Source organism: Massilia sp. AB1 (assembly GCF_018119385.1).
Classification (GTDB): domain Bacteria; phylum Pseudomonadota; class Gammaproteobacteria; order Burkholderiales; family Burkholderiaceae_D; genus Telluria.
On the sequence record NZ_JAGKSG010000033.1, the window covers coordinates 17,182 to 40,874 of the forward strand.

General features: G+C 65.9%; 18 protein-coding genes. 10 read left to right on the forward strand and 8 right to left on the reverse strand.

Translation table 11 applies throughout. The features are described from left to right. Positions 1-66: 66 nt before the first annotated feature. A complete protein-coding gene (puuE, locus tag J8847_RS17605; protein WP_211526011.1) occupies positions 67-1,020 on the reverse strand; it encodes an allantoinase PuuE in 954 nt (317 codons plus the stop codon). A 104-nt stretch (positions 1,021-1,124) separates the two neighbouring features. Here puuE and uraH point away from each other — a divergent pair, with 104 nt between their 5' ends. The 9 genes from uraH to J8847_RS17650 all read left to right on the forward strand — a co-directional run bounded on the left by uraH (position 1,125) and on the right by J8847_RS17650 (position 12,111). After that, a complete protein-coding gene (gene uraH, locus J8847_RS17610; protein WP_211526012.1) occupies positions 1,125-1,478 on the forward strand; it encodes a hydroxyisourate hydrolase in 354 nt (117 codons plus the stop codon). A gap of 68 nt (positions 1,479-1,546) precedes the next feature. Continuing rightward, a complete protein-coding gene (locus tag J8847_RS17615; protein ID WP_211526013.1) occupies positions 1,547-3,385 on the forward strand; it encodes a DUF4153 domain-containing protein in 1,839 nt (612 codons plus the stop codon). Between the two features lie 49 nt (positions 3,386-3,434). Continuing rightward, positions 3,435-3,992: a ClpP family protease gene (locus J8847_RS17620; protein WP_211526014.1), complete on the forward strand. Its 558-nt coding sequence runs from the start codon at positions 3,435-3,437 to the stop codon at positions 3,990-3,992. A 196-nt stretch (positions 3,993-4,188) separates the two neighbouring features. Beyond that, entirely contained in the window at positions 4,189-5,445 is a 1,257-nt protein-coding gene (locus tag J8847_RS17625) for a hypothetical protein (RefSeq protein WP_211526015.1), read from the forward strand. Between the two features lie 10 nt (positions 5,446-5,455). Then, positions 5,456-5,863, forward strand: coding sequence for a hypothetical protein (locus tag J8847_RS17630; protein WP_211526016.1), 408 nt, complete (start codon positions 5,456-5,458; stop codon positions 5,861-5,863). Positions 5,864-5,939: 76 nt separating this feature from the next. Continuing rightward, positions 5,940-7,505: a methyl-accepting chemotaxis protein gene (locus J8847_RS17635; protein WP_211526017.1), complete on the forward strand. Its 1,566-nt coding sequence runs from the start codon at positions 5,940-5,942 to the stop codon at positions 7,503-7,505. Positions 7,506-7,666: 161 nt separating this feature from the next. Further along, positions 7,667-8,962, forward strand: a complete 1,296-nt coding sequence (locus tag J8847_RS17640) for an HlyC/CorC family transporter (RefSeq protein ID WP_211526018.1) — start codon at positions 7,667-7,669, stop codon at positions 8,960-8,962. A 181-nt stretch (positions 8,963-9,143) separates the two neighbouring features. Then, positions 9,144-10,868, forward strand: coding sequence for a type IV-A pilus assembly ATPase PilB (pilB, locus tag J8847_RS17645; RefSeq protein WP_211526019.1), 1,725 nt, complete (start codon positions 9,144-9,146; stop codon positions 10,866-10,868). 7 nt (positions 10,869-10,875) lie between these two features. Continuing rightward, positions 10,876-12,111, forward strand: a complete 1,236-nt coding sequence (locus J8847_RS17650) for a type II secretion system F family protein (RefSeq protein WP_211526020.1) — start codon at positions 10,876-10,878, stop codon at positions 12,109-12,111. Between the two features lies 1 nt (position 12,112). On the opposite strand, the gene J8847_RS24465 is transcribed toward J8847_RS17650, so the two are convergent. The 4 genes from J8847_RS24465 to J8847_RS17670 all read right to left on the reverse strand — a co-directional run bounded on the left by J8847_RS24465 (position 12,113) and on the right by J8847_RS17670 (position 19,853). After that, positions 12,113-13,750 carry a methyl-accepting chemotaxis protein gene (locus tag J8847_RS24465; RefSeq protein WP_211526021.1) on the reverse strand — a complete coding sequence of 546 codons (1,638 nt, stop codon included), beginning with the start codon at positions 13,748-13,750 and terminating at the stop codon, positions 12,113-12,115. A gap of 55 nt (positions 13,751-13,805) precedes the next feature. Next, positions 13,806-16,259 carry a bifunctional diguanylate cyclase/phosphodiesterase gene (locus J8847_RS17660; protein WP_211526022.1) on the reverse strand — a complete coding sequence of 818 codons (2,454 nt, stop codon included), beginning with the start codon at positions 16,257-16,259 and terminating at the stop codon, positions 13,806-13,808. Then, positions 16,256-18,880 carry an EAL domain-containing protein gene (locus J8847_RS17665; protein WP_211526023.1) on the reverse strand — a complete coding sequence of 875 codons (2,625 nt, stop codon included), beginning with the start codon at positions 18,878-18,880 and terminating at the stop codon, positions 16,256-16,258. The genes J8847_RS17660 and J8847_RS17665 overlap by 4 nt, the downstream gene beginning before the upstream one ends. Before the next feature lie 682 nt (positions 18,881-19,562). Then, positions 19,563-19,853 (reverse strand): EAL domain-containing protein, encoded by a 291-nt coding sequence (locus J8847_RS17670; protein ID WP_211526024.1) that lies wholly within the window; start codon positions 19,851-19,853, stop codon positions 19,563-19,565. Between the two features lie 315 nt (positions 19,854-20,168). Here J8847_RS17670 and J8847_RS17675 point away from each other — a divergent pair, with 315 nt between their 5' ends. Then, positions 20,169-21,368 carry a transposase gene (locus J8847_RS17675; protein ID WP_229512969.1) on the forward strand — a complete coding sequence of 400 codons (1,200 nt, stop codon included), beginning with the start codon at positions 20,169-20,171 and terminating at the stop codon, positions 21,366-21,368. Positions 21,369-21,475: 107 nt separating this feature from the next. Here J8847_RS17675 and J8847_RS17680 read toward each other — a convergent pair whose 3' ends face one another. The 3 genes from J8847_RS17680 to J8847_RS17690 all read right to left on the reverse strand — a co-directional run bounded on the left by J8847_RS17680 (position 21,476) and on the right by J8847_RS17690 (position 23,631). Then, entirely contained in the window at positions 21,476-21,619 is a 144-nt protein-coding gene (locus J8847_RS17680; RefSeq protein ID WP_211526025.1) for a hypothetical protein, read from the reverse strand. Between the two features lie 316 nt (positions 21,620-21,935). Then, the gene (locus J8847_RS17685) at positions 21,936-22,193 is read right to left on the reverse strand and encodes an antitoxin Xre/MbcA/ParS toxin-binding domain-containing protein (RefSeq protein WP_229429948.1); all 258 of its coding nucleotides are present in this window, start codon (positions 22,191-22,193) and stop codon (positions 21,936-21,938) included. Between the two features lie 67 nt (positions 22,194-22,260). Further along, a complete protein-coding gene (locus J8847_RS17690) occupies positions 22,261-23,631 on the reverse strand; it encodes a hypothetical protein (RefSeq protein ID WP_211526026.1) in 1,371 nt (456 codons plus the stop codon). Between the last annotated feature and the right edge of the window lie 62 nt (positions 23,632-23,693).

Here is a 23,693-nt window from a genome sequence, read left to right on the forward strand (position 1 = left end):
TCATATAATCAAAATCTGATATTGCTTATCAACAAATCCAAATATCAACTATTCAGGCGCAACACTTCATTCTACGTAAGGGTGCACGCTTTTCCAGTGATTCGCGATATCGATGCGGCGCGCGACCCAGACATGCTGGTGGCGCTGCACGTAGTCGAGGAAACGCGCCAGCGCCGCCGCCCGCGCCGGCCGGCCGACCAGGCGGCAATGCAGGCCGATCGACAGCATCTTGGGCTGGTTCAGCCCCTTGGGATCGCCCTCCGCGTAGAGCACGTCGAAGGCGTCCTTCAGGTAGTCGAAGAACTGGGTGCCGGAATTGAAGCCCTGCATCGCGGCGAAGCGCATGTCGTTGGTGTCGAGGGTGTAGGGCACCACCAGGTGCGGGCTGGTGTGCGGGGCGCCGTCCGGCCCGGTGTGCTCGACCCGCTGCCACAACGGCAGGTCGTCGCCGTAGTGGTCGGCGTCGTAGGCGAAGCCGCCGTGCTCGACCACCAGGCGCCGGGTGTTGGGTGAATCGCGTCCCGTGTACCAGCCCAGCGGCGGCGCCCCCGTCAGTTCGCGGATGATCTCGACCGCTTCGCGCATGTGGGCGCGCTCGGTGGCCTCGTCCACGTTCTGGTAGGAGATCCAGCGCAGGCCGTGGCAGGCGATCTCGTGGCCCAGTTCGCGAAAAGCGGCCACTGCTTCCGGGTTGCGCCTGAGCGCCATCGCCACCCCGAACACGGTCAGCGGCAGGCCGCGCTCCTCGAACAGGCGCAGCACCCGCCACAGCCCGGCGCGCGAACCGTATTCGTAGAGCGACTCCATGCTCATGTGGCGCATCGGGAAGGCGGCCGCGCCGATGATCTCGGACAGGAAGGTTTCCGAGGCCGGGTCGCCGTGCAGCACGCAGTTCTCCCCGCCCTCTTCGTAGTTCAGCACGAACTGCAGGGCGATCCGGGCGCCGCCAGGCCATTGCGGATGGGGAGGATGGCGGCCGTAGCCGGCCAGGTCGCGCGGGTAATTGGCGTAGGTGTCCATGGAAAGCGCTGGAGGTGGGTATATCGTCGATCATATATTGCGCTAAGCACAACGGTATATGATTGCCCGCATACGGCAGTTCATCGTTCACATATAGGAGCCATATGGGCAAGCTTTCCACCCACGTCCTCGACACCGCGCACGGCCGTCCCGGCGCCGGGGTCAAGTTCGACCTCTATGCCGTCGATTCCTGCGGCCGCACCCTGATAAAGAGCGAACTCACCAACCAGGACGGACGCTGCGCCGGGCCCCTGCTCGAAGGCGCCCAGCTGCGCGCCGGGCAGTACGAACTGGTATTCCACGCCGGCGACTACTTCGCCGCCCAGGGCGTGGAACTGCCCAGCCCGCGCTTCCTCGACCGGGTGACGATCGCCTTCGGCGTCTTCGACCCCGATCAGAACTACCATGTGCCGCTGGTGATGACGCCCTGGTCCTATTCGACCTACCGGGGCAGCTGAACATTCTGCCAGTGGCGGGCTGGTTTGAATGAACGTAATATTTACGCAATTCAAACAGGAGCCCGCCCATGCACCCCAGCGCAGCCGCAGAGTATCCCTACGAACAGGCGCAGCCCTCCGGTGTCGCGGCGGCGCGCATCGGCATCGGCCTGCTGCAGGGCCTGGTGTTGTACCTGCTCTATCAGGCGGGCGAAAGCCAGGCCTGGCCGGCAACCCGGCCCCTGCTGTTCGTACCGCTGCTGCTGGTGGCCGCCCTGGTGCCCGTGATCCTGATCAGCGGCCTCGGCCAGCTGACGCGGCGCCAGCTGCTGCTGTGGGCAGGCACGGCCGCTGCGCTGGCCGCACTGCTGGGCGTCTACGATGCCTGGGACCAGTTCGGCGCGCCGCTGCCTTTTTTCCAGAAGGATAAGTGGCGCCCGACCATGCCTTCGGAAGAGCTGTGCGGCTTCATGATCGCGGGCTTCTTCATCGCCCATGCGCTGGTGCTGTCCGGGGCGCAGGACCGGCGCAGGATCGCTTCCTACACCACCTACTTCGAGCTGGCCTGGAAACTGGGTGTACAGCTGGCGTTCTGCGGCCTGTTCGTCGGCGTCACCTGGCTGGTGCTGCACCTGGGCGCCGCGCTGTTCATGCTGGTCAAGCTCGGCTTCCTGCGCGAGACCATCCAGAAACCGTGGTTCGCGATTCCCGCGACCGCCTTCGCCTTCTCCTGCGCCATGCACCTGACGGACATGCGGCCGGCGATCGTGCGCGGAATCCGCAACCTGCTGCTGGTGCTGCTGTCGTGGATCCTGCCGGTGCTTACCCTGCTGGTGGCGGGCTTCCTGTGCAGCCTGCCCTTCACCGGGCTGGACACCCTGTGGGCGACGAAAAGCGCCGGCGCCGTACTGCTGGGAGCGGCCGCCGCCTTCGTCATCCTGATCAATGCCGCCTGGCAGAACGGCGCAGCGCCGGTGGCGCGGCCGGTGGCGCTGGCGGCCAGGATCGCCAGCCTGCTGCTGGTGCCCGTGGTCCTGCTGGCCATCTACGCCCTGGCCCTGCGCGTGCAGGACCACGGCTGGAGCAATGACCGCGTGATCGCGGCCGCCTGCATGCTGGTGGCGAGCTGCTACGCGGGCGGCTATGCGGCCGCCAGCCTGCGCAAGGGCTGGCTGCCCAGCCTGGCCGGAGTGAACATCGCCGCCGCCTTCGTGGTCCTGGCCGTGCTGCTGGCGCTGTTCTCGCCGCTTGCCGATCCCGGCCGCCTGTCCGTCAGCGACCAGCTGGCCCGGCTGCGCGACGGCAAGGTAACGGCGGCGGATTTCGACTTGGCATATCTGCGCTTCCAGGGCGGCCGCTACGGGCGCGAAGCGCTCGACCGGCTGGAAACCCAGGCCGCCGGCCCGGATGCGGCCCTGCTGCGCTCGCGCATCGCCGCGGTCCGGGCCATGCGCGGTCCTTACGACAAACTGCACGATCCCGTCAGGCTGGCCAGCAATGTGCGCGTCTGGCCGGAGGGCACGCGCCTGCCGCCCTCCTTCCTGGCGACGGAATGGGCCAGGATGGACAAGGTCGATCTGCCGGACTGCCTGGAGCACCCGGGCGCCGGCTGCGACGCCTTCCTGATCGACTTCGACAACGACGGCAGGACCGAAGTGCTGCTGCTCGGGGACAACGACAAATGGACGCAGTCGGCGGTGCTCGGCGAGACCGCCGGCGGCAAGTGGCGCAAGCTCGCCCGCCTGGCGCCCATGGCCATGTGCGCCCCCTTGCGCCAGGCTATGCGCGAGGGCAAGGTCCGGCCCCTGCCTCCGCGCCTGTCCGATCTCGAGGTCGCCGGCCAGCGGGTCGCGGTGGCAGCGGACGAGGACCGCGAATCCGCATGCCCATCCACCCCTGCCGCCCAGCAGGACGCGGCCCGGCAGTGAAACTTGCTATGCTTGGCTCACCGCTCAGGAGAGCCAACGAGGCGAGTTCATGTCCCTGCACATCGTTCATTTCATCGGGCCCATCAACCACAATTCCGCCTGCGCGGTGCGCAACTGCTGCCTGCAGGCGCTGCAGAACGGCGCCACCGAGATCGAACTGCACATGTCCACCGAAGGCGGCAACATGACGGCTGGCTTCGCGCTCTATTTTTTCCTGAAGTCGCTGCCCCTGCCGCTTACCACCTACAACATCGGCAGCGTCGAATCGGTCGGCGTGGTGATCTTCCTGGCCGGCCAGAAACGCTATGCCTGCCCCGGCACGCGCTTCCTCGTCCATCCCCTGCACTGGGGCTTCGGCAGCCTGGTCGCGGCCGACCATGCGCGCGTCTCCGAATGGCGCGACTGCCTCGACTTCGACGCCGAGCGCTATGCCAGCATCTTCCTCGACGCCACTCGCGAAGCCGGCCGCGAAACCGACATTCGCGGCAATCTCACCGGCAACGCCCGCATCTTTACCGCCGAAGAAGCGGTGCAAGCCGGCATCGTTCACGACGCCATCCAGGCCCGCCTACCCGCCCAGGGTACGACTTGTCATTGGTGGAATTAATTCTGACAATTGCCTGTTTCAACTAAACAACAAGAACGTTGTCAATTTGTAGAGGAATCTCTCCAATTGTCATAAATCTGTTGCTGTCAAAATTGCCGCGTGGATAGAATCATTTCAATGATTCACGGCGCTTACCGCTTTTGCTGCCCATAGTCAGCGCCTCTTTTCCACGAGCAGCCCACGCAACGAAGCCTTTATGAACAAGAAGATCCTCGCCAGCTTGCTGGCACTCCCGCTGGTCGCTCCCGCGGCCTTCGCGCAGGAGACCTCCGGTTTTCCGGCAGTAAAAATCAGTGGTTTCGGCACCGGCGCCCTGACCTGGACCAATGAAGACCGCGCCGAATTCGCGCGTCCGAACCAGGTGAGCGGTGCTGCCGACAACGTCCGCACCGGCGTCGATTCGAACCTGGGCCTGCAGGCCGACATGCCGGTCAACAGCTGGCTGTCCTTCACCGGCCAGGTGCTGGTGCGCAAGGATGCGGAAGAACACTACGGCGCCGAACTGGGCTGGGCATTCGCCAAGGCGCGCATCAACGACAACCTGAGCGTGCGCGTGGGCCGCGTCGGCCTGCCGGTGTTCATGATTTCCGACTATCGCAACGTCGGCTACGCCAACACGATGCTGCGTCCGCCGGCAGAGATTTACTCGCAGGTGCCGTTCAACAGCATCGACGGCGCCGACATCACCTGGCAGAACAGCTTCGGCGACACCACTCTGACCTCGCAGCTGGCCTATGGCGGCGTCAAGTCGCCGCTGTCGGGCGACATCCACGCCAAGGGCAAGCAGATCGCCGCCCTGAACGTGTCGGCCGAACACGGCCCGTTCATCCTGCGTGCCGGCCACGCCCAGGCCAAGGTCACCGTCGAGGATTCGACCTCGCTGAACACCCTGGTGGGAGGCCTGCGCGCCGCCGGCGCCGGCTACGGCTTCACGCAGCTGGTCACCCTGGCCAACGAGATCGAAGCCAAGGAAAAGAAAGCGACTTTCAGCTCGCTGGGCCTGGCTATGGACTGGAACAACATCGTGCTGCAAACCGAGTACGCGAAGCGCAAGACCAAGGCCTACATCAACGACACCACCTCGTGGTACGTGATGGGCGGCTACCGCTTCGGCAAGTTCCTGCCTTACTACTCGCACGCCAACCTGAAGATCGACAGCGCCGTCGTCAATACCGTGCCGGCAGCTTGCCCGGCCGGCTACCCGGCGGCCTGCACCCCGACCATGCAGGCGCTCGGCGCCGGCGTGCGCCGCCTGCCGAACACCGGCGTCGGCCAGGGCGAGCAGACCACCGACAGCATCGGCATCCGCTGGGACTTCGCCAGCTCGGTGGCCCTGAAGGCGCAGATCGACCGCGTCAAGCCGAAGAACGGCACCGGCCTGTTCGTCAACGCCAAGCCGGGCTTCACCGGTCCGGTGACCGTGGGCGCCGTCGCCCTCGACTTCGTGTTCTAAGGAGCGGGCGATGAAGAAACTCATGCTGGCCGCAATCGCGGCAACGGCCTTCGGCGCGGCTGCGCCGGCCATGGCCGAAGTGGTGGTCGTGGTGAACGCCAAGGCGGCGGAATCGACCATGACCAAGGAACAGGTCGCCCAGTTCTTCCTGGGTAAGTCGACCGCGATGACCCCGATCGACCAGTCGGAATCGTCGCCAATCCGCGCCGAGTTCTACAAGAAAGTGGCGGACAAGGATGCGGCGCAGGCCAAGGCCCTGTGGTCCAAGCTGGTGTTCACCGGCAAGGCCACGATGCCGAAGGAAGCCGGCGACAACGCCGGCGTCAAAGCGGCCCTCGCCGCCAATCCGAAGGCCATCGGCTACATCGACAAGAGCGCAGTGGATGCGACCGTCAAGGTCGTCTACACCGCCCAATAAGCCGGAGTTTTTCCGGTAGTACTGCCCGCCACCGGCCTTCGTGCCGGTCGGCGGGTCACGCATTCTGGAGACAACAATGAGCATCAAGCGCAGGATCTGGGCATTGCCCGTCATCTCCGCCATTATCTTCGGCCTCGGGGCCGGCGCCAGCGCCATGATCGCGACCGGCGCACTGGACTCGATCACCACGACCGAGAGCGTGGACTATCCGGTCCTGGATGCCTCCAAGGCCCTGTCCCTGGACGTGGCCGCCGTCACCGACGGTCTGCAGGACGCGGTCGCCGAGGGCGACAAGGACAAGATTACCCAGGTGGGTGAGCAGGCCGCCAAGCTGCGCGCCAAGCTCGACAGGTACAGCCAGATCCCGGGCCAGCGCGACACCTTCGCGCGCCTGGGCAAGGAATTCGACGCCTATTACGCGCCCGCCCTGTCGTCGGCGCGCATCATGCTCGAAATGGAGCAAGGCGACCCGCAGGCCGCCGTCGGCAAGATGCAGGCGGCCCTGGCCGTCCTCAACAAGGACCTGGCCGCCACCAATGAAGCGGCCAAGCGCCAGTTCACCGAAGGCATCGCCAGCAGCAAGGAAAGCGTCAACCGCGTGCTGACCGCGATGATCCTGACCGCGCTGATCGTGATCGCCTGCCTGGCCGCGGTGTCGTGGTTCGTGGTGCGCACCATCTGGCATCAGCTGGGCGGTGAGCCGGAATATGCGCGCGAGATCGCGCAGGCGGTCGCCGCGGGCGACCTGTCGATGGACATCCGCCTTGAGGCGGGCGACAACGCCAGCCTGCTGGTGGCGCTGAAGGAAATGCGCGCCCGCCTGGCGACCCTGGTAGCCGAGATCAAGACTTCGGCCGACACCATCGCCAGCGCCAGCGGCGAGATCGCGACCGGCAACGCCGACCTGGCGCGCCGCACCGAATCGCAGGCCTCGAGCCTGGACCGCACCACCCGCGCGATGGAAGAGCTGACCGGCGCCGTGCGCCAGAACGCGCAGAACGCGACCGAAGCGAATTCGCTGGTGGAATCGGCGACCAATATCGCAACCCGCGGCGGCCAGGTGGTCGGCGGCGTGGTGAGCACCATGGGCGACATCAACACTTCGGCCAACAAGATCGTCGAGATCATCTCCGTGATCGACGGCATCGCCTTCCAGACCAACATCCTGGCGCTGAATGCCGCCGTGGAAGCGGCGCGCGCGGGCGAACAGGGCCGCGGTTTCGCCGTGGTGGCGGGCGAGGTGCGCAACCTGGCCCAGCGCAGCGCGGCGGCGGCCAAGGAGATCAAGGAACTGATCGGCGACTCGGTGGCGAAGGTGAACGCCGGCAGCGCGCTGGTCGACGAAGCCGGCGTGACCATGGGCCAGATCGTGGAATCGGTGCGCAAGGTGCAGACCATCATGGCCGAGATCAGCGCGGCAGGCGCGCGCCAGAGCGCGGGCATCGAGGATATCGGGCGCGCGATCACCAGCATCGACGAAATGACCCAGCAGAACTCGGCGCTGGTCGAGGAAGCATCGGCGGCGGCGGAATCGCTGACCGAGCAGACCGGGCAGCTGACGGGGGCCTTGTCGGTGTTCAAGCTGGACAATGCGCCGGTGTTGTCGGCGAATGTGGGGAAGCAGCGGCTGGCCTTGCGCTGAGATCTGCTTGCCTTCATGGAAAGCCGCCTCTCAGGCGGCTTTTTTATTGTTGGGGCTGTTCCGAGAAACTTGGGTCCCATGCACACCACGAGCCCCCCGCTTGCACCACCCCAACTCTTGCCCTAGAATCAACTCCCCTGCCCGCTACTCCCCAGTAAGCCTTGGATACCATCCCCCTCTGGGTGCTCGTCCTCGCACTCGCCATCCTGATCCTGCTGTCCGCCTTCTTCGCCATGGCCGAAACGGCCCTGATGGCGTCCAATAAATACCGCCTGCGCCACCTGGCCGAAGGCGGCAACCGCGGCGCCCTCACCACCTTGTGGCTGCTGGCGCGCACCGACCGCTTCCTGTCGCTGGTCCTGATCGCCAATATCCTGCTCAATGCCATGGCCGCCGCCCTGGTCACCGTGGTCGCGATCGACATCTACGGCAACGAGGAAAGCGTGATCACCGCCGCGGCCGCGCTGGTCGCCTTCCTGCTGATCGTGTTCGCCGAAGTGGCGCCCAAGATCATCGGCGCCACCTATCCCGAACCCATCGCCATGGCCACCAGCCTGCCGCTGCAGGCCCTGCTGCGCCTGGCCAAGCCGGTGGTCGGCTTCGTCAACCTGTTCGTGCGCGCCCTGCTGCGCCTGTTCCGCATCCGCACCGGCGAAGACGCCCCGCAGAACCGCCTGTCGCCCGAGGAATTGCGCTCCATCGTGCTGGAAAGCGGCAACTTCGTCCCACAGAAGCACCGCAGCATCCTGCTCAACCTGTTCGACCTGGAATCGGTCACGGTCGACGACATCATGATCCCGCGCACCCAGATCGAAGCCCTGAACCTGGCCGCACCCATCGAAAGCATCCTGGACGAACTGACCACCTGCTACCACAACAAGCTGCCGGTCTACGAAGGCGAAATCAACCGCATCGTCGGCATCCTGCACGTGCGCAAGGCCGTCGGCCTGCTGCGCGAAGTCGAGGAGCTCACCACGGACCACCTGCGCGAACTGCTGGTCGCACCCTATTTCATCCCCCGGGACACCGGCGCCCTCGACCAGCTCCAGCAATTCCAGGAACAGCGCGAACGCATGGGCATCATCGTCGACGAATACGGCGAAGTGCAGGGCCTGGTCACGCTCGACGATATCATCGAGGAAATGATCGGCAGCTTCACCACCTCCATGCCGGGCAGCGCGCGCGAGGCCGTCGCCTGGAACGCCAAGGGCGAATGCCTGCTGGAAGGCAGTACTCCGCTGCGCGACATCAACAAGCAACTCGGCCTGTCCCTGCCCCTGGACGGCCCCAAGACCATCAACGGCCTGCTGCTGGAACAGCTGCAGGACATCCCGGAAGCGCCGATCTCGCTCAAGATCGGTCCCTGCGTGATCGAAGTGGTCCAGGTGCAGAACCAGGCCATCAAGGTTGTCAAACTGCTGCGCCCAGCCGCATCAAGGCGCCTGCTGCCATTCTGAGCGATCCTGCCGGGGCGCGCAGCCGTGCCAATTCGTCTACGTGGCGTGGACGCATCTCATGCACAGCAAATACTTTACAAATTTGATGCCTGTAGGCATCATCCAGAGAGTCCGCCGGTGGGTCGTGCCCACCCGGCGCCTTTGTTGTTTTCCTTAAAACCACGGCTCCGCACGGTTCTCTATGGCAGCAGTCATCCCCAATACGACCACAGGCACGCCGTTGTCGGGTTTGGCGCGCGCGCTGGTCCAGGCGGGCCGCCTGAACACGGCGCAGGCGGACACGCTGCAAAAGAAATCGGCCGCCGACAAGTGCGCCTTCATCGACACCCTGCTCGCCAGCGGCGCCATCGATGCGCGTTCGCTGGCCGTGTTCTGCTCCGAAACCTTCGGCTACCCGCTGCTCGACCTGTCGGCTTTCGCGCCGGACATGCTGCCCTCCACCGCCATCGACAGCAAGCTGATGCAGGCGCAGCGCGTGATCGCGCTGGCCAAGCGCGGCAACAAGATGTCGGTGGCCCTGTCCGACCCGACCAACAGCCAGGCCCTGGACCAGATCAAGTTCCAGAGCGAAGCCTCGGTCGAGCCGGTGATCGTGCCCCACGACGCCCTGCTGGCCCTGCTGGCCAACCTGTCCAAGAGCGCCGAGCAGAGCCTGAACGAACTGGCCGGCGAGGAAGCCGACATCGAGTTCGCCGACGAGGAAGCGCCGGCGGCGGTGGACACCGGCGCCAACGAGGTCGAGGACGCGCCGATCGTGCGCTTCCTGAACAAGATCCTGATGGACGCGGTGCAGGTGGGCGCCTCGGACATCCACTTCGAGCCCTACGAAAAGTATTACCGGATCCGCATGCGCGTGGACGGCGTGCTGCGCGACCATGCCACGCCGCCGCTGTCGATCCGCGAAAAACTGGTCTCGCGCATCAAGGTGCTGGCGCGCCTGGACATCGCGGAAAAGCGCGTGCCGCAGGACGGCCGCATGCGCCTGATCCTGTCGCCGACCCGCACCATCGACTTCCGCGTCAGCACCCTGCCCACCCTGTTCGGCGAGAAGACGGTCATGCGTATCCTCGACGCCACCCAGGCGCAGATGGGCATCGACGCGCTCGGCTACGATCCGGACCAGAAGGCGCTGCTGCTGGACGCCATCACCCGCCCCTACGGCATGGTGCTGGTGACCGGTCCGACCGGCTCGGGCAAGACGGTGTCGCTGTACAGCTGCCTGAACCTGCTGAACAAGCCGGGCATCAACATCTCGACCGCGGAAGACCCGGCCGAGATCAACCTGCCCGGCGTGAACCAGGTCAACGTCAACGACCGGGCCGGCCTGACCTTCCCGGTGGCGCTGAAATCCTTCCTGCGCCAGGATCCGGACATCATCATGGTCGGCGAGATCCGCGACCTGGAGACCGCCGACATCGCGATCAAGGCCGCCCAGACCGGCCACATGGTGTTCTCGACCCTGCACACCAACGATGCGCCCTCGACCCTGACGCGCCTGATGAACATGGGCGTGGCCCCGTTCAACATCGCCTCGTCGGTGATCATGATCACCGCCCAGCGCCTGGCGCGCCGCCTCTGCACCTGCAAGCAGCCGATGGAGATCGGCCATGAGGCCCTGCTGGCGGCCGGCTACCGCGAGAGCGACATCGACGGCTCGTGGAAACCCTACGGCCCGGTGGGCTGCGACCGCTGCCTGGGCTCCGGCTACAAGGGCCGGGTCGGCATCTACCAGATCATGCCGATCAGCCCGGCCATCGAGGCGCTGATCCTGGCGCACGGCAACTCGATGCAGATCGCCGAACAGGCCGAGAAGGACGGCGTGAACTCGCTGCGCCGCTCGGGCCTGATGAAAGTGAAACAAGGACTGACCAGCCTCGAGGAAGTGCTTGGCTGCACCAACGAATAGGAATCATATGGCAACTTCCGCACCCACCCGCAGCCGCGCCGGCGCCCAGGTCAAGGAGCAGGTCTATGCCTGGGAAGGCAAGGACAAGACCGGCAAGACCGTGCGCGGCGAGCTGCGCGCAGGCGGCGAGGCGATCGTCAACGTGACCCTGCGCCGCCAGGGCATCATGGTCACCAAGGTCAAGAAAAAGGTCTACCGCGCCGGCAAGAAGATCACCGACAAGGACCTGACCATGTTCACGCGCCAGCTGGCGACCATGATGAAGGCCGGCGTGCCGCTGCTGCAGTCTTTCGACATCGTCGGCAAGGGCCACGCCAACCCGTCGATGTCCAAGCTGATCCTGGACCTGCGCGCCGACGTCGAGACCGGCACCAGCCTGAACAACGCTTTCCGCAAGTACCCGGTGTATTTCGACCCGCTGTTCTGCAACCTGGTGGGCGCGGGCGAACAGGCGGGCATTCTCGAAGACCTCCTGACCCGTCTGGCGATCTACAAGGAAAAGACGCTGGCCCTGAAGAGCAAGATCAAGTCGGCCCTGACCTACCCGATCTCGATCCTGGCGATCGCCTTCGTGGTCACGGCCGTGATCATGATCTGGGTGGTGCCGGCCTTCAAGTCGGTATTCCAGAGCTTCGGCGCCGACTTGCCGGCCCCAACCCTGATGGTGATGGCGATCTCGGAATTCTTCGTCAGCTGGTGGTACCTGATCTTCGGCGGCATCTTCGGCACCATCTATTTCTTCTTCCAGGCCTGGCGCCGCTCGCTTAAGATGCAGCAGGCCATGGACCGGATCCTGCTGCGCATCCCGATCTTCGGGCCGGTGGTCCGCAAGGCGACCATCGCGCGCTGGACCCGCACCCTGTCGACCATGTTCGCGGCCGGCGTGCCGCTGGTGGAAGCACTGGACTCGGTCGGCGGCGCCTCGGGCAACGCGGTCTACCTGGACGCCACGCGCAAGATCCAGACCGAGGTCAGCACCGGCACCAGCCTGACCATGGCGATGCAGAACACGGACGTGTTCCCGAGCTTGGTCACCCAGATGGTCCAGATCGGCGAGGAATCGGGTGCGCTCGACGCCATGCTGGGCAAGGTGGCGGACTTCTTCGAGGCCGAAGTGGACGAGGCGGTGGCCGCCCTGTCCTCGCTGATGGAGCCGCTGATCATGGTGATCCTGGGCGTGCTGATCGGCGGCCTGGTGGTGGCCATGTACCTGCCGATCTTCAAGCTGGGTTCGGTGGTCTGAACTAGCGAGGCCATGCGTCCGGCGCGGCGCCGCCCATGGCCAGCCGCGCCGGCTGGCCGGAGCGCGGCGCGGCCAGGACTTCCTGGCGGCCTGGCGCCGCATGCAGCTGGAACACGCTCACCACCTGCGACAGGCCGGCCGCCTGGCTCTGCAGCGACTCGGCCGCGCCGGCGGCTTCCTCGACCAGGGCGGCATTCTGCTGGGTGACCTGGTCCATCTGCGCGATGGCCCGGTTGACCTGTTCGATCCCGGCGCTTTGTTCCTGGCTGGCGGCGCTGATCTCGGCCATGATGTCGGTCACCCGCCGTACGCTGTCGACGATCTCCTGCATGGTGGCCCCCGCCTGGGCGACCAGCCTGCCGCCGGCGTCCACCTGCTCCGCCGAGTGTTCGATCAGGCTCTTGATCTCCCTGGCGGCGGAGGCGGAGCGCTGGGCCAGGTTCCGCACTTCCGACGCGACCACCGCGAATCCCCTGCCCTGCTCGCCGGCCCGGGCTGCTTCCACGGCAGCATTCAGGGCGAGGATGTTCGTCTGGAAGGCGATGCTGTCGATCACGGCGATGATGTCGCCTATCTTCCTGGACGACGCACTGATGCCATCCATCGTGTGGACCACCCGCGCCACGACCTCGCCGCCCTGGAGCGCGATGCCGGATGCCGAGGCCGCGAGCTGGCTGGCGTGCTTCGCATTGTCGGCGTTCTGCCTGACCGTCGAGGTCAGTTCTTCCATGGAGGCTGCCGTCTCTTCCAGCGAGGATGCCTGTTCTTCGGTGCGGGACGACAGGTCCTGGTTGCCCGCCGCGATCTGGTTCGAGGCGGTGGCCATGCTGTCGGCGCCCGTCCTTACCCGCGACACGATGTCGGCCAGTCCCCCGTTCATGTCCTTCAAGGCCTGCATGAGCTGGCCGATCTCGTTGGCCGACCCGACCTCGATCCGCTGGCTCAGGTCGCCCGCCGCCACGCTGCCGGCGATCCTGACCGCCGCGTCCAGGGGCCTGGAGATCGAACGGGTAATCCAGAGGCCGAGGCCGAGCGCCAGCACGACGCCGAACACGACACCTGCGATGCAGCTGATGAACACGTAGCGGTACAGCGTCTGCGAGGTCTCGTATTCGCTGTGCGCCACCTTGAGCTGCAATTCGATCAGCGCGTCGATGCTCCGGCGCACCGGGACGAACAGGTCGGTCATTTTCCCGTTCATGATCGCGGTCGCCAGCTGCGTGTCGCCGGCGCGCAGCGCCGCCACGGCGGGCTGCAGGCCCTCGTCCACGAAGCGGCTTCGATGCTGCCTGAACTGCTCGGCGAGCCGCCTTTCCTCGTCGGTCAGGTAGGTGCCCATGTAGGCTTCCCAGGTCCTGGAAATGGTCTGGATGTTGGCCTCGATCTCATCCAGGTTGCGGCCTGCCGCCGCCGGATCGGCCACGATGGACTTGGCGACATCCATCTGGTTGATGTTCAGCAGGCGGATGATGCGGTCCAGCTGTCCCAATGGGACCAGCCGGTCCGCGTAGATCGAGCGCATGGCGTCGTTCGCCATGCCCAGGCTGACCAGGCCGATAACGGCGCCGACGACCAGCTGGAAGGAAAGGAAGCCGGTCAGGAAAACCAGGCGCGATCTGATGGTGAGGTTGTTTAGCATGTCGTTGGTATCGTAATAAACATCGAAGTAGTGAAAGCGGCGGCGTCCCCGGTCCCTAGCCCGCCAGGTCCTGGAATTCCGACAACAGGAAGTGGGTCAGCTGTTCCGGCCATACGGGCGGGCTGTAGTAATAGCCCTGGATCTCGTCGCAGCCGTTGTCCTTCAGGAAGTTCGCCTGCTCGGCCGTTTCCACCCCTTCCGCCACCGCTTCCAGGTTCAGGCCATGCGCCAGGGCGATGATGGCGCGCGTGATGGCGGCGTCGTTGGGATCGCCGACCACGTCCTTTACGAAGGAGCGGTCGATCTTCAGCACGTCGAGCGGGAAGCGCTTCAGGTAGCTCAGCGACGAATAGCCGGTACCGAAATCGTCGATGGACAGGGTGACGCCGAGCGCCTTCAGCGAGCGCAGCACCGCGGCCGCATCCTCGGTGTCCTGCATCACCGTGCTTTCGGTAATCTCGAGCTCCAGCCGCGCCGGATCGAGGCCGCTGTCCTCCAGCACCCTGCGCACCCGCTGCGCCAGGCCGGCCTGCTGGAACTTGCGTGCCGACAGGTTGACCGATACCCGCCCCAGCGGCAGGCCTTCGGCATGCCATGCGGCGGCGCGGGTGCAGGCTTCGCGCAGCACCCAGAGGTCGATTTCCTCGATCATGCCGGTTTCTTCCGCCAGCGGAATGAAGCGGGCCGGCGGCACCAGGCCCAGCACCGGGTGGCGCCAGCGCACCAGGGCTTCGATTCCGACCACCTGGCTGCCCCCGAGGCTGATGCGCGGCTGGTACTGCAGCACCAGCTGGCCGCGCTCGAGGGCATGGGACAGCATGGCTTCCAGCTCGATCCGCTCGCGGATGCTCCTGGCCATTTCGGCCGTGTGGAAGCTGATCCGCGCCGCGCCATGGCTGCGGGCGTCGGCCATCGCCAGCTGCGCCATCTGCACCAGTTGCGAGGGCGTGCAGGGACCGGGCGGCAGGACGGCGATGCCGACGCTGGCCGACAGCAGGGCGCGTTGTCCGTCCAGCAGGAAGGGCGCGCGCATGCAGTCCAGCAGCGAGTCGGCAAGCGCCGCCGCGGCCTCGCGGCTGGAATGTTTTTGCACGACGATGAACTCGTTGCCCCCCTGGCGCGCGAGGGCGTCTCCCGTGCCCAGGCGCGGCGCGATCCGCGCCACGCATTCGTGCAGCACCTGGTCGCCGCTGGCCCAGCCATAATTGCTGTTGATCTTCCTGAACGCGTCGATGTCGAGCACCAGCACCGCCAGCGTGCGTCTCTCCTGGCGCGCCGCGCCGATCGCGTCGCCCAGCATCTCGAGCACGCGGTGCCGGTTCGGCAGCCCGGTCAGCGCATCGTAGGCGAGCTGCTCGACCAGGGCGCGCTCCAGGCGGCGGCGTTCCGACAGGTCGCGCACGATGGCGATCTGCTGCCCGTCCGGCGTCGCCGCGCGCCTCACCTCGGCCGGGAAGGACGGACCGTAGAGGCGGCGGCAGCGCATCTCGTCCTCTCCCTCTGCCGGCGGCAGGAGCAGCTCCAGCGGCAGTCCGGCCGCCACCGCGCGCCCGACGCCGAACAGCTCTTCAGCGCGCGCATTCATCATGCTCACGCGTCCCTCGGCGCCCGACAGCAGGATTGCATCCGGCGCGCATTCCATCAGGCTGCGGAACTCGTTCCTGCTCTCCGCCAGCCATTGCTCCGACATGCGCAGCCGGCGGTACGGCGCCTGGACCACATCGACGAAGATGGCCCGGTGCAGGCACAAGTAGGCAATCGCCTTGTACGCATGCCCGACCATGTTGAACACGTCGTCGGGGGCCAGGTAAAGGGTGAAGCTCACGCCGCTCAGCCCCATGATCGCCGCCCCGGCCGCGAGGTAGCGGTCGGCGCGCGCGTGCGTGCGGCGCGCGCGCGCCAGCAGGACCATGGCCGCGCAGGCGTTCAGGGCCGTCAGGGCGTACTCGGCATGGACCTTGAACGCGCTCGGGCCTTGTCCGGGCACGAAGGTGGCGGGGATCAGCCCTGGACGCGCCAGCACCAGCCAGTAGCCGCCGGCGGCCAGCGCGAGCGCGCACAGCACGCCCCAGCGATAGCCGCGGCGCCCGACCGCGTATCCGGGCGGGACCAGGGCCGCCGCCAGCAGCAGCACCGCGCCGGCGCCGCGCGCCAGTAGCCAGAACGCAAGGCCGTCGGCAACCGACGCCGGCCGCGCGAGACCGGGCATGCCGGGCATCGACAGCAGGTGTCCGATGTCGAGCAGCCCGACCGCCAGTGCGGCCGGCGACAGCAGCGCCACCGTGGCCGGAATCCGTCCGTCGACGCTGTGCCCGCCGATCACGAAGACCAGCATCGCGACCACGATCGAGAACAGCTCCGCTCCAAAGTGAACCGGAAGATACCAGCGCGGAGACCAGGGCAGCATGGCCGCGTTGCCCTGGGCCAGCCAGGCCGTCAGCACGGCGAGCAGGCCGGTCAGGACAAGCAGGCGCGTCGTGCTGGGAATGCGGCGCACGAGCGGCATCATGCGGCCACGTCCGCTTGCCGGGACAGCAGCAGCGCTTCGATCTCGGCCGCGGCCATCGGCGGCCCGAAGCGGTAGCCCTGCATGCGCCGGCATCCGTGCGCTTCCAGGATCGCCTGCTGGCCAGCGCTCTCGACGCCCACGGCGGTCACGTCCAGCTTCATCGCGTCGGCCAGCGCGATCACGGCCTTGACGATGGCGGCGGTGTCGTCGTTGGTGGCGATGTCGGAGATGAAGGAGCGGTCGATCTTCAGGCTGCCGATCGGGAAGCGCCTGAGGTTGGCCAGGCTCGAATAGCCCGCGCAGAAGTCGTCGATAGCCAGCCGCACTCCCATTTCCGACAGCCGCGCCATGGTCTCGGCCGGCGTGCCAACGCTGTCCATCAGCAGGGTTTCGGCGATTTCCAGGGTCAGCGAAGACGGAGCGCAGCCGGTCTGCGCCAGCAGGCTTTCCACTTGCGCCGCCATGTCCTGCTGCTGCAGCTGGCGTGCCGAGACGTTGACGCTCATGCGCAGCTCTCCCAGGCCCATGCGCTGGAAGGCGGCCAGCTGGCGCATTGCCGTCGCCAGCACCCACTCGCCGATCGGCACGATCAGGCCGGTTTCCTCCGCCAGCGGGATGACGTCCGCCGGCGACAGTCCGTCCTTGCCCTCCCCTTCCCAGCGCAGCAGCGCTTCCAGGCCGATGATGCGCCCGCTGGCGGCGTCGACCTGGGGCTGGTAATGCAACGCGAATTCACCGCGCTGCAGCGCCCGCTGCAGCCTGGCTTCGACGTGCAGGTGCTCCTCGGCGTGGACGCCCATGTCCGCGGTATAGAAGTCGAAATGGTTGCCGCCGCTGGCCTTGGACCGGTACATGGCGCTGTCGGCCGCCTTGAGCAGGGTATTGCAGTCCTGGCCGTCGCGCGGATAGATCGCGATGCCGATGCTCCCGGTCGGGAACAGCTCGGTGCCGCACAAGGTCAGGGGCTGGAACAGTTCCGCCAGGAGCTTCTGCGCGACCAGCGCGGCATCGGCCGGGCTGCCCAGGTCGGGCAGCACCACCACGAACTCGTCGCCGCCCTGGCGCGCCACCGTGTCGCTCTCGCGCAGGCTGGTCGCCAGCCTGCGCGCGATCTCGATGATCATCTGGTCGCCGGCCTCGTGGCCGAGACTATCGTTGACGTGCTTGAAGCGGTCCAGGTCGATGAACATCACCCCGACCTGGCGCTGCATGCGCTGGGCCTGCGAGATCGCATGCGCCAGCCGGTCCTGCAGCAGGGCGCGATTCGGCAAGCCGGTCAGCACGTCGTGGTTGGCCATGCGCACCAGGGCCTCCTCGGCCTGCTTCCGGCGGGAGATATCCTCCACGGCGACGATCAGCCGCAGCTCGCCGCTGAGGGCCTCGCGCATCGCCGATGCGCTGACCGCCACCCAGATCGGACGTCCGCCCTTCGCCACGTAGCGCGTCTCGCGCTGGAAGTCGCGGATCTCGCCGTCGATGAGCTTGCGGACCAGGACACGGTCGTCCAGCAGGTCGTCCGGATGCGTGATCTGGTGGATGAAGCGCTGCAGCAATTCGATCTCGGTATAGCCGACGATCTTGGTGAGCTTGCGGTTGACCCGCACGAAACGGCCTTCGCGCGACAACAGGGCAATGCCCACCGCGGCCTGGGTGAAGGTCAGCCGGAAGAATTCCTCGCTTTCCTGCAGGCGCAGGCGGGCGTGGCGCTTGAACGTGATGTCCTGGCAGATCAGCAGGAGGATCTGCTTGTCCTCCTGGCGCGTGCGTCGGATATTGCATTCGAGGTAACGCACCCCCTCGGCATGCCCATCGATGGGAACGACCACGCCGTCCTGGGGTGCGCCGGACGCGAGGGCCGCGGCCATGCGCTCCGACAGCTCCGGCGCCGGGATCAGCGATTCGAGCGGCGGCAGCGATTCGAGGGCATCTTGCGGGATGCCGAGCATGTCCTGCATGGTCGTGTTCATGGAGCGGATGCGGTGCGCGGCATCGACCACGATCAGGCCTGCCGGCATTCCGTCGATCACCTGCTCCAGGTAATTCTGGTGCTGGACCACGCTGCGCTGGTCGGCATGCGCATAGGTGTCGAGGGCCAGGCCCATGTCCAGGCATACAACCTTGAGAACGCTGTTGATGGCGGCCTTGAAGCGCTCCGGCTCGGCGCGGTGCCGTTCCCACAGCAGGTCGCTCATCTCGGCCAGGTACTTGCGGTAGGCGCCGATGTACCATTTCGGTTCCAGGCCGACGCGCTGGTGAACCAATCCTACCCGCAGGCGTTCGCGGATATAGTTTTCGTCGTACACGCCCGCCGTCAGGCTGCGGAAATAGGCGGCCTGGGCATGCTTCAGCCGGGTGACCGTATCCTCGTTCCTGACCAGGGAACGCAATGCGTCGAAGCTCAGGATATGCGCATAGAAGCTGTCGGAAAACGTCTCGATGTCGTGGTCGACCAGCTCGTGCAGGTCGCGCAGGAGGGAATGATCCTGTTCGCCCAGTTCGAGGAAGGCCATGCGCGCGGCCACTTCCTGCTGGTCGAGCCCGATCTCGCGTGCGATGGTGTCGACCGCGCCGTCCAGCCAGGTTCCCGTTGTTGCGCTTGCGGGGTGCAGATTGTCTACCATACCAGATTAGCCTTTATTCCTATGTCGAGGTGGTGCGGGTCCCGCGTGCCGCAGGGCGTGCGAGGGACGACCCGGCTGCGTTCTGGCGGCCGGGTGGAGATGACATCGTTGGACAACGCCTCGCATTACCGAGGCATCACATGTGCTGCGCGCGTGGCGATGCAGCCCGGCGATGCCGGGCATGTACAAAGCTGGAGGAAAAGCGCGCGGTGCCTGCAAGCCGGTCGGCGTTACACCAACCGGCTTGCGCGCTTACCAGCCGGGGATCAGGGAACCCATCGAGACTGGAGGCGCAGTGCCGGTCACGGCCGGCGCCAGGACACCGAAGAGAAGAACATGTCCCTGGTTGGGACAAGGAGCCGCCTGCCGGACTGGCCGGGAGGCGGCTGAAGCTGTTGCCGAACTCGAGTCGCTCATTTCCAATACATCCGCCTGGAGAAAGCTTGCCAAGCTTTCACAATTATTTGCAAAATCGTCTACAAAAATTCACTATAGGCAATAATGTAGGGCGTGGATTTTTTGCTATCAAGCAAGACTCTTGATGTAGATCAAAAATTCTTCAAATCTAGTTTTTTCGGTAACGATTATTGTTTCTTTACTCATCGATCAGGCAAGTCGACGATAAGTTTTTGTCGATGGCTCATTACCGGAAGCCATATGTGGAAGCCTGGCGCACCACCCGCTAGGTGGACAGCGTCTTGTAATGCGCCTGGTAATACCATTCGACCAGCCTGTCGGCGCGGATGGGTTTGCTGATGAAGTAACCCTGGCCGAGGTCGCTCCCGATCCCGGCCAGCAGCTTGATGGCCGCCTGCGACTCGATCCCTTCCGCGATGACGGTCATGCCCAGCTTCTTGCCGAGCGCGATGCTCACGCCTTCGCGCCTGAGGCGCTCGAGCATCTTCGCGGCCTCTTCCACATCGCTCATTACGGCGCTCTCGATCACTTCGAATTCGATGCAGGCGGGGTGCATTCCGCGCTGAATATTCCGACCGGCATTCTTGGCGTGGTACATCGCCGCGTCGGCGTGTCGATCAAGGTGTCGAGATCGCTGCCGTCGTTGGGATACATGCTGATGCCGATGCTGGGTGACGTCCTGAACTCGAGCGCGTCAATCCGGAACTTCGCTAAGGCTAAACGGTCTCATAATTATGAGGAAATCCGCTTCCGCCAACACCGGTCCATGGTCTTCGGGCGCACTGTACGACGCTGTTACCGGGACGATGATCGGTCACGATGTAGCTGTAGCCGAATGCGGTAGCGGGCAACGCTGTCATTTGGAGGCGCAATGTTCGTAGCGCATCGCATCCGGCTCGATCCCAATAATGTCCAGGCGACGTACCTTTCCCGCGCGGCTGGCGTGGCGCGCTTCGCCTACAATTGGGCCCTGGCCGAGTGGGGCAAACAGTACGCAGCCTGCAAGGCTGATCCATCGCTGCCCAAGCCGTCCGAAGCGGCGCTGCGACGCCAGCTCAATACCATCAAGCGCGAACAGTTTCCCTGGATGCTGGGAGTGACCAAGAATGCACCCCAGATGGCGATCATGCAGCTGGGCCGCGCCTTCGATAATTTCTTTAACAAGCGCGCCCGCTATCCCAGCTTCCGCCGCAAGGGCCGTAACGACCGTTTTGCTTTGAGCAACGACCAGTTCCGGGTCGAGGACGAGCGGATCCGCATCCCGAAGCTGGGTTGGATCCGCATGCGCGAAGCCCTGCGTTTCACCGGCCGGATTGTATCGGCCTCGATTTCCCGCATGGCCGATTACTGGTACGCCAGCATCACCGTCGACACCCTTGAATTGTCCCTGCCGCGAGCCGAAAACCAAGGCGAGGTCGGGGTGGATCTCGGGGTCTCAACGCTGGCGACCCTGTCGACCGGCGAGAAGTTCGAAGGACCGAAGGCATTGCGCACCCTGCTGCCGCGCCTGCGCCGCTTGTCGCGCGGCCTGGCACGCAAGGTGAAAGGTTCACGCAACCGCGTCAAGGCGAAGAAGAAGTTGGCGCGCCTGCATGCCTGCATCGGCAACATCCGCCGTGACAGCTTGCACCGGCTGAGTACTAACATTGCGCGCCGCTTTCACACGATCGGTATCGAGGACTTGAACGTCCAGGGCATGTTGGCCAACGGGCGCCTGGCGCGGGCGCTCGCAGATATGAGTTTCTACGAGCTGCGCCGCCAACTGGAATACAAGACTGCCTGGCGCGGCGGCCGGCTCGTCGTGGCGGATCGGTGGTACCCGAGCAGCAAGCTATGTTCGAGTTGCGGCTACCGGCTCGAAACGCTCGGCCTGGCGATCCGCCGCTGGTCCTGCCCGGGCTGCGGAACGGCACACGAGCGAGACGTCAATGCGGCTCTTAACTTGAAGCATATTGCGGTAAGTTCTACCGTGACTGCCTGTGGAGGGGAAGGCGCTGGTTCTGCGCGCGAGCGCGGGACGAAACCGGTCCCGGTGAAGCAGGAATCTAGCCGCGAAGCCAACTACGGATAGCTTTGCGTAAGTCTGGAGGAACGGTGTGCTCGCTTTCCTGCAGCGTCAGGAAAATGACTAACTTCATCTCTCGTGCCGTTCAGCGCTCCCGCCACCATGCCGGTGAATCAGCACACCACGGCGAACACGGCGTCGGCGCCCTGCGCATCCTTACGGTCGACAATAAATGTGAGCTGCGGTTCCAGCAAAAGGGGCGCGGCAATGAGCGACAGGCCCGAAGCGAAGACCGCCTGCCGCCATCCGCCCAGCATGGCGCTCACCATGACGGGGATGTACAGCAGGCCAAGGGGCGCACACGGCCCGATGATGTCCGTCCTTCGAATTGGATGAAGGCGCACAGGCTGACCAGCACCAGGAAAAGGAGAAACGGCATGAACAGCGCCGCGGCTGGCCCTTGGAATAAGCGTCGTGGCTTCATCCTTACTCCTTGCCAATTATTGGACAGGCGCCGCGACCGATGCACACCATCTTATCCTGTCATCTTGATAACGCGTCGCCAGTTCGGCAAGAACGGCGATGGCGTTCGCATCCAACACACAGATGGCGCCAGCGCCGGTGACCCACATGTCAGGCGCCAGCCTTGAGGCCGCGTACATGCGCAAGGACCTCCAGCTCGCGCCCTTCTCCGACCAGCTCAGCCGGAGTCTTGCCCTCGAACGCGCCCAGCGACTGGTTCATCCACGCATTCGCCGCGTCGTCGCCGGAGACGATGCGGCGGACTTCGTGCATGACGGTGTAATAAGCCTGGGCCTTGCGCGATTGGTGCTGGAAGCGGTCGCGCAGGGCAGCCAGGGCGTCGGGAGTAAGTCGTTCGTCGTTTGCCATGGATGTCGTCCAGCGAAAAGCGACATCATACCTGCGCCGCCCGCCTCCACCCGATGGAGGAGCGGACTCAGCGCAGCGCCGCCTGGACTTCGCGCGCCATCCTGGCCAGCACAGCGCGCAGCATGAGCCGCGCCATGGCGAGGGGCCGGCGCCGGTCCAGCCCGCGCCGCGCCATCCGCTGCGGCAGGAAGAAGCGCGCGAAGGCCGGCCGACCGCCTGGACGCAGCTCCCAGAAGCAGCCGCCCGCCCAGGCCGTGTCGAACCCGTCCTCCGCCTTCAGAAGCTTGAGGGCAGTGCCGGAACACATCGCCACGTCCGCCGGGCCATCGCGCGCCAGCAGCCGGAAGCCCCTTCGGTACGACAGTTCCACCGTCTGCCGTGCATCGGCCAGCTGGATCGCCAGCGGGCGCAGCGCCCCCACCGTCTCCAGCAGGCGGGGCAGCCCGTGCAGGCTGGCGCCGGCGCGCTCGCGGTATTTCTGGAATGCGGCGCGCAGCTCCGCCAGGCCCGCATCTGGCGGGCGCGGCAAGGGTGCCGGCGCCGCGCGCCAGCAGGCGCTCCAGTGCGCCAGCGCCGCCTCGCTGCGCGCGCCTAGGCTGGCGGCGCTGTCCTGTTCCAGGTCGATGGCGCCGCCGGGCGCAAGGAAGCGGATCAGCGGACGCGCAGTTTCCAGCTGCGGCGCGTCGACCACCCCGGCCGGGCTGCGCCGTCCATGGTTGAGCCAGGCGTTGTCGGCGCGCGCGAAACGCGCGAACGCGGCCACCGGCACCACCAGGCGCGGCCGGAATACCTCGATCTGCAGCGCCAGCCGGGCGATCCCCTTCGCGGCCGCTTCCTCGCGCAGGGCGAACTGGTCCGGGTTGCCGCACCAGGCCATGTCGGCGAAGCCCGACAGCAGCAGGTCGATGCGCGCAGCGCGCCGGCGCAGCTGCACGGCGGCCCTGGCGCAGGCGGCGCGCGTGCCCAGGGCCCGCTCCCCCAGGTGGAGAATGCTGCGGCGGCCGGCCTGGACCAGGCACCAGGAGTCGGCGTCGCCGTTGGCGAAGGCGGTCAGGCGCAAGTCCTTCCCCAGCGCCAGCGGCTGCCCGTCTTTACACTCGGCCAGGGCCAGCCGCTGGCGGCGCAGCTCGTCGGCCAGGCGCCAGTCCCTTCCCTGGCGGTACAGGAAGGTGGCGATGCCGCGAAAATCCGCCTTGAAACTGCGCAGGAAGGGCAGCGAGAGACGGTCGGGCGTGGCGCGCGAGCACCATACGTAGACCGGCAGGCCGCAGCTGTTGAGTTCGGCGATCAGGGCGGCGCTGCTGGTGGACGGATCGGCCAGGCTCCAGGCCCCGTCCAGCACCGTGCCTTCCAGCCAGGGGTCGGCCAGCAGCAGCGCGGACTCGGTGCGCACCATGAAACTGGCGTGATTCAGGAAGGTGAAGGTCGGCGAGGCCATGGCTGATTCAGGCAAGCGGCGGGCTGTGGGCTGTGATCCAGGGGGCCTTTCAGCGTAACGGC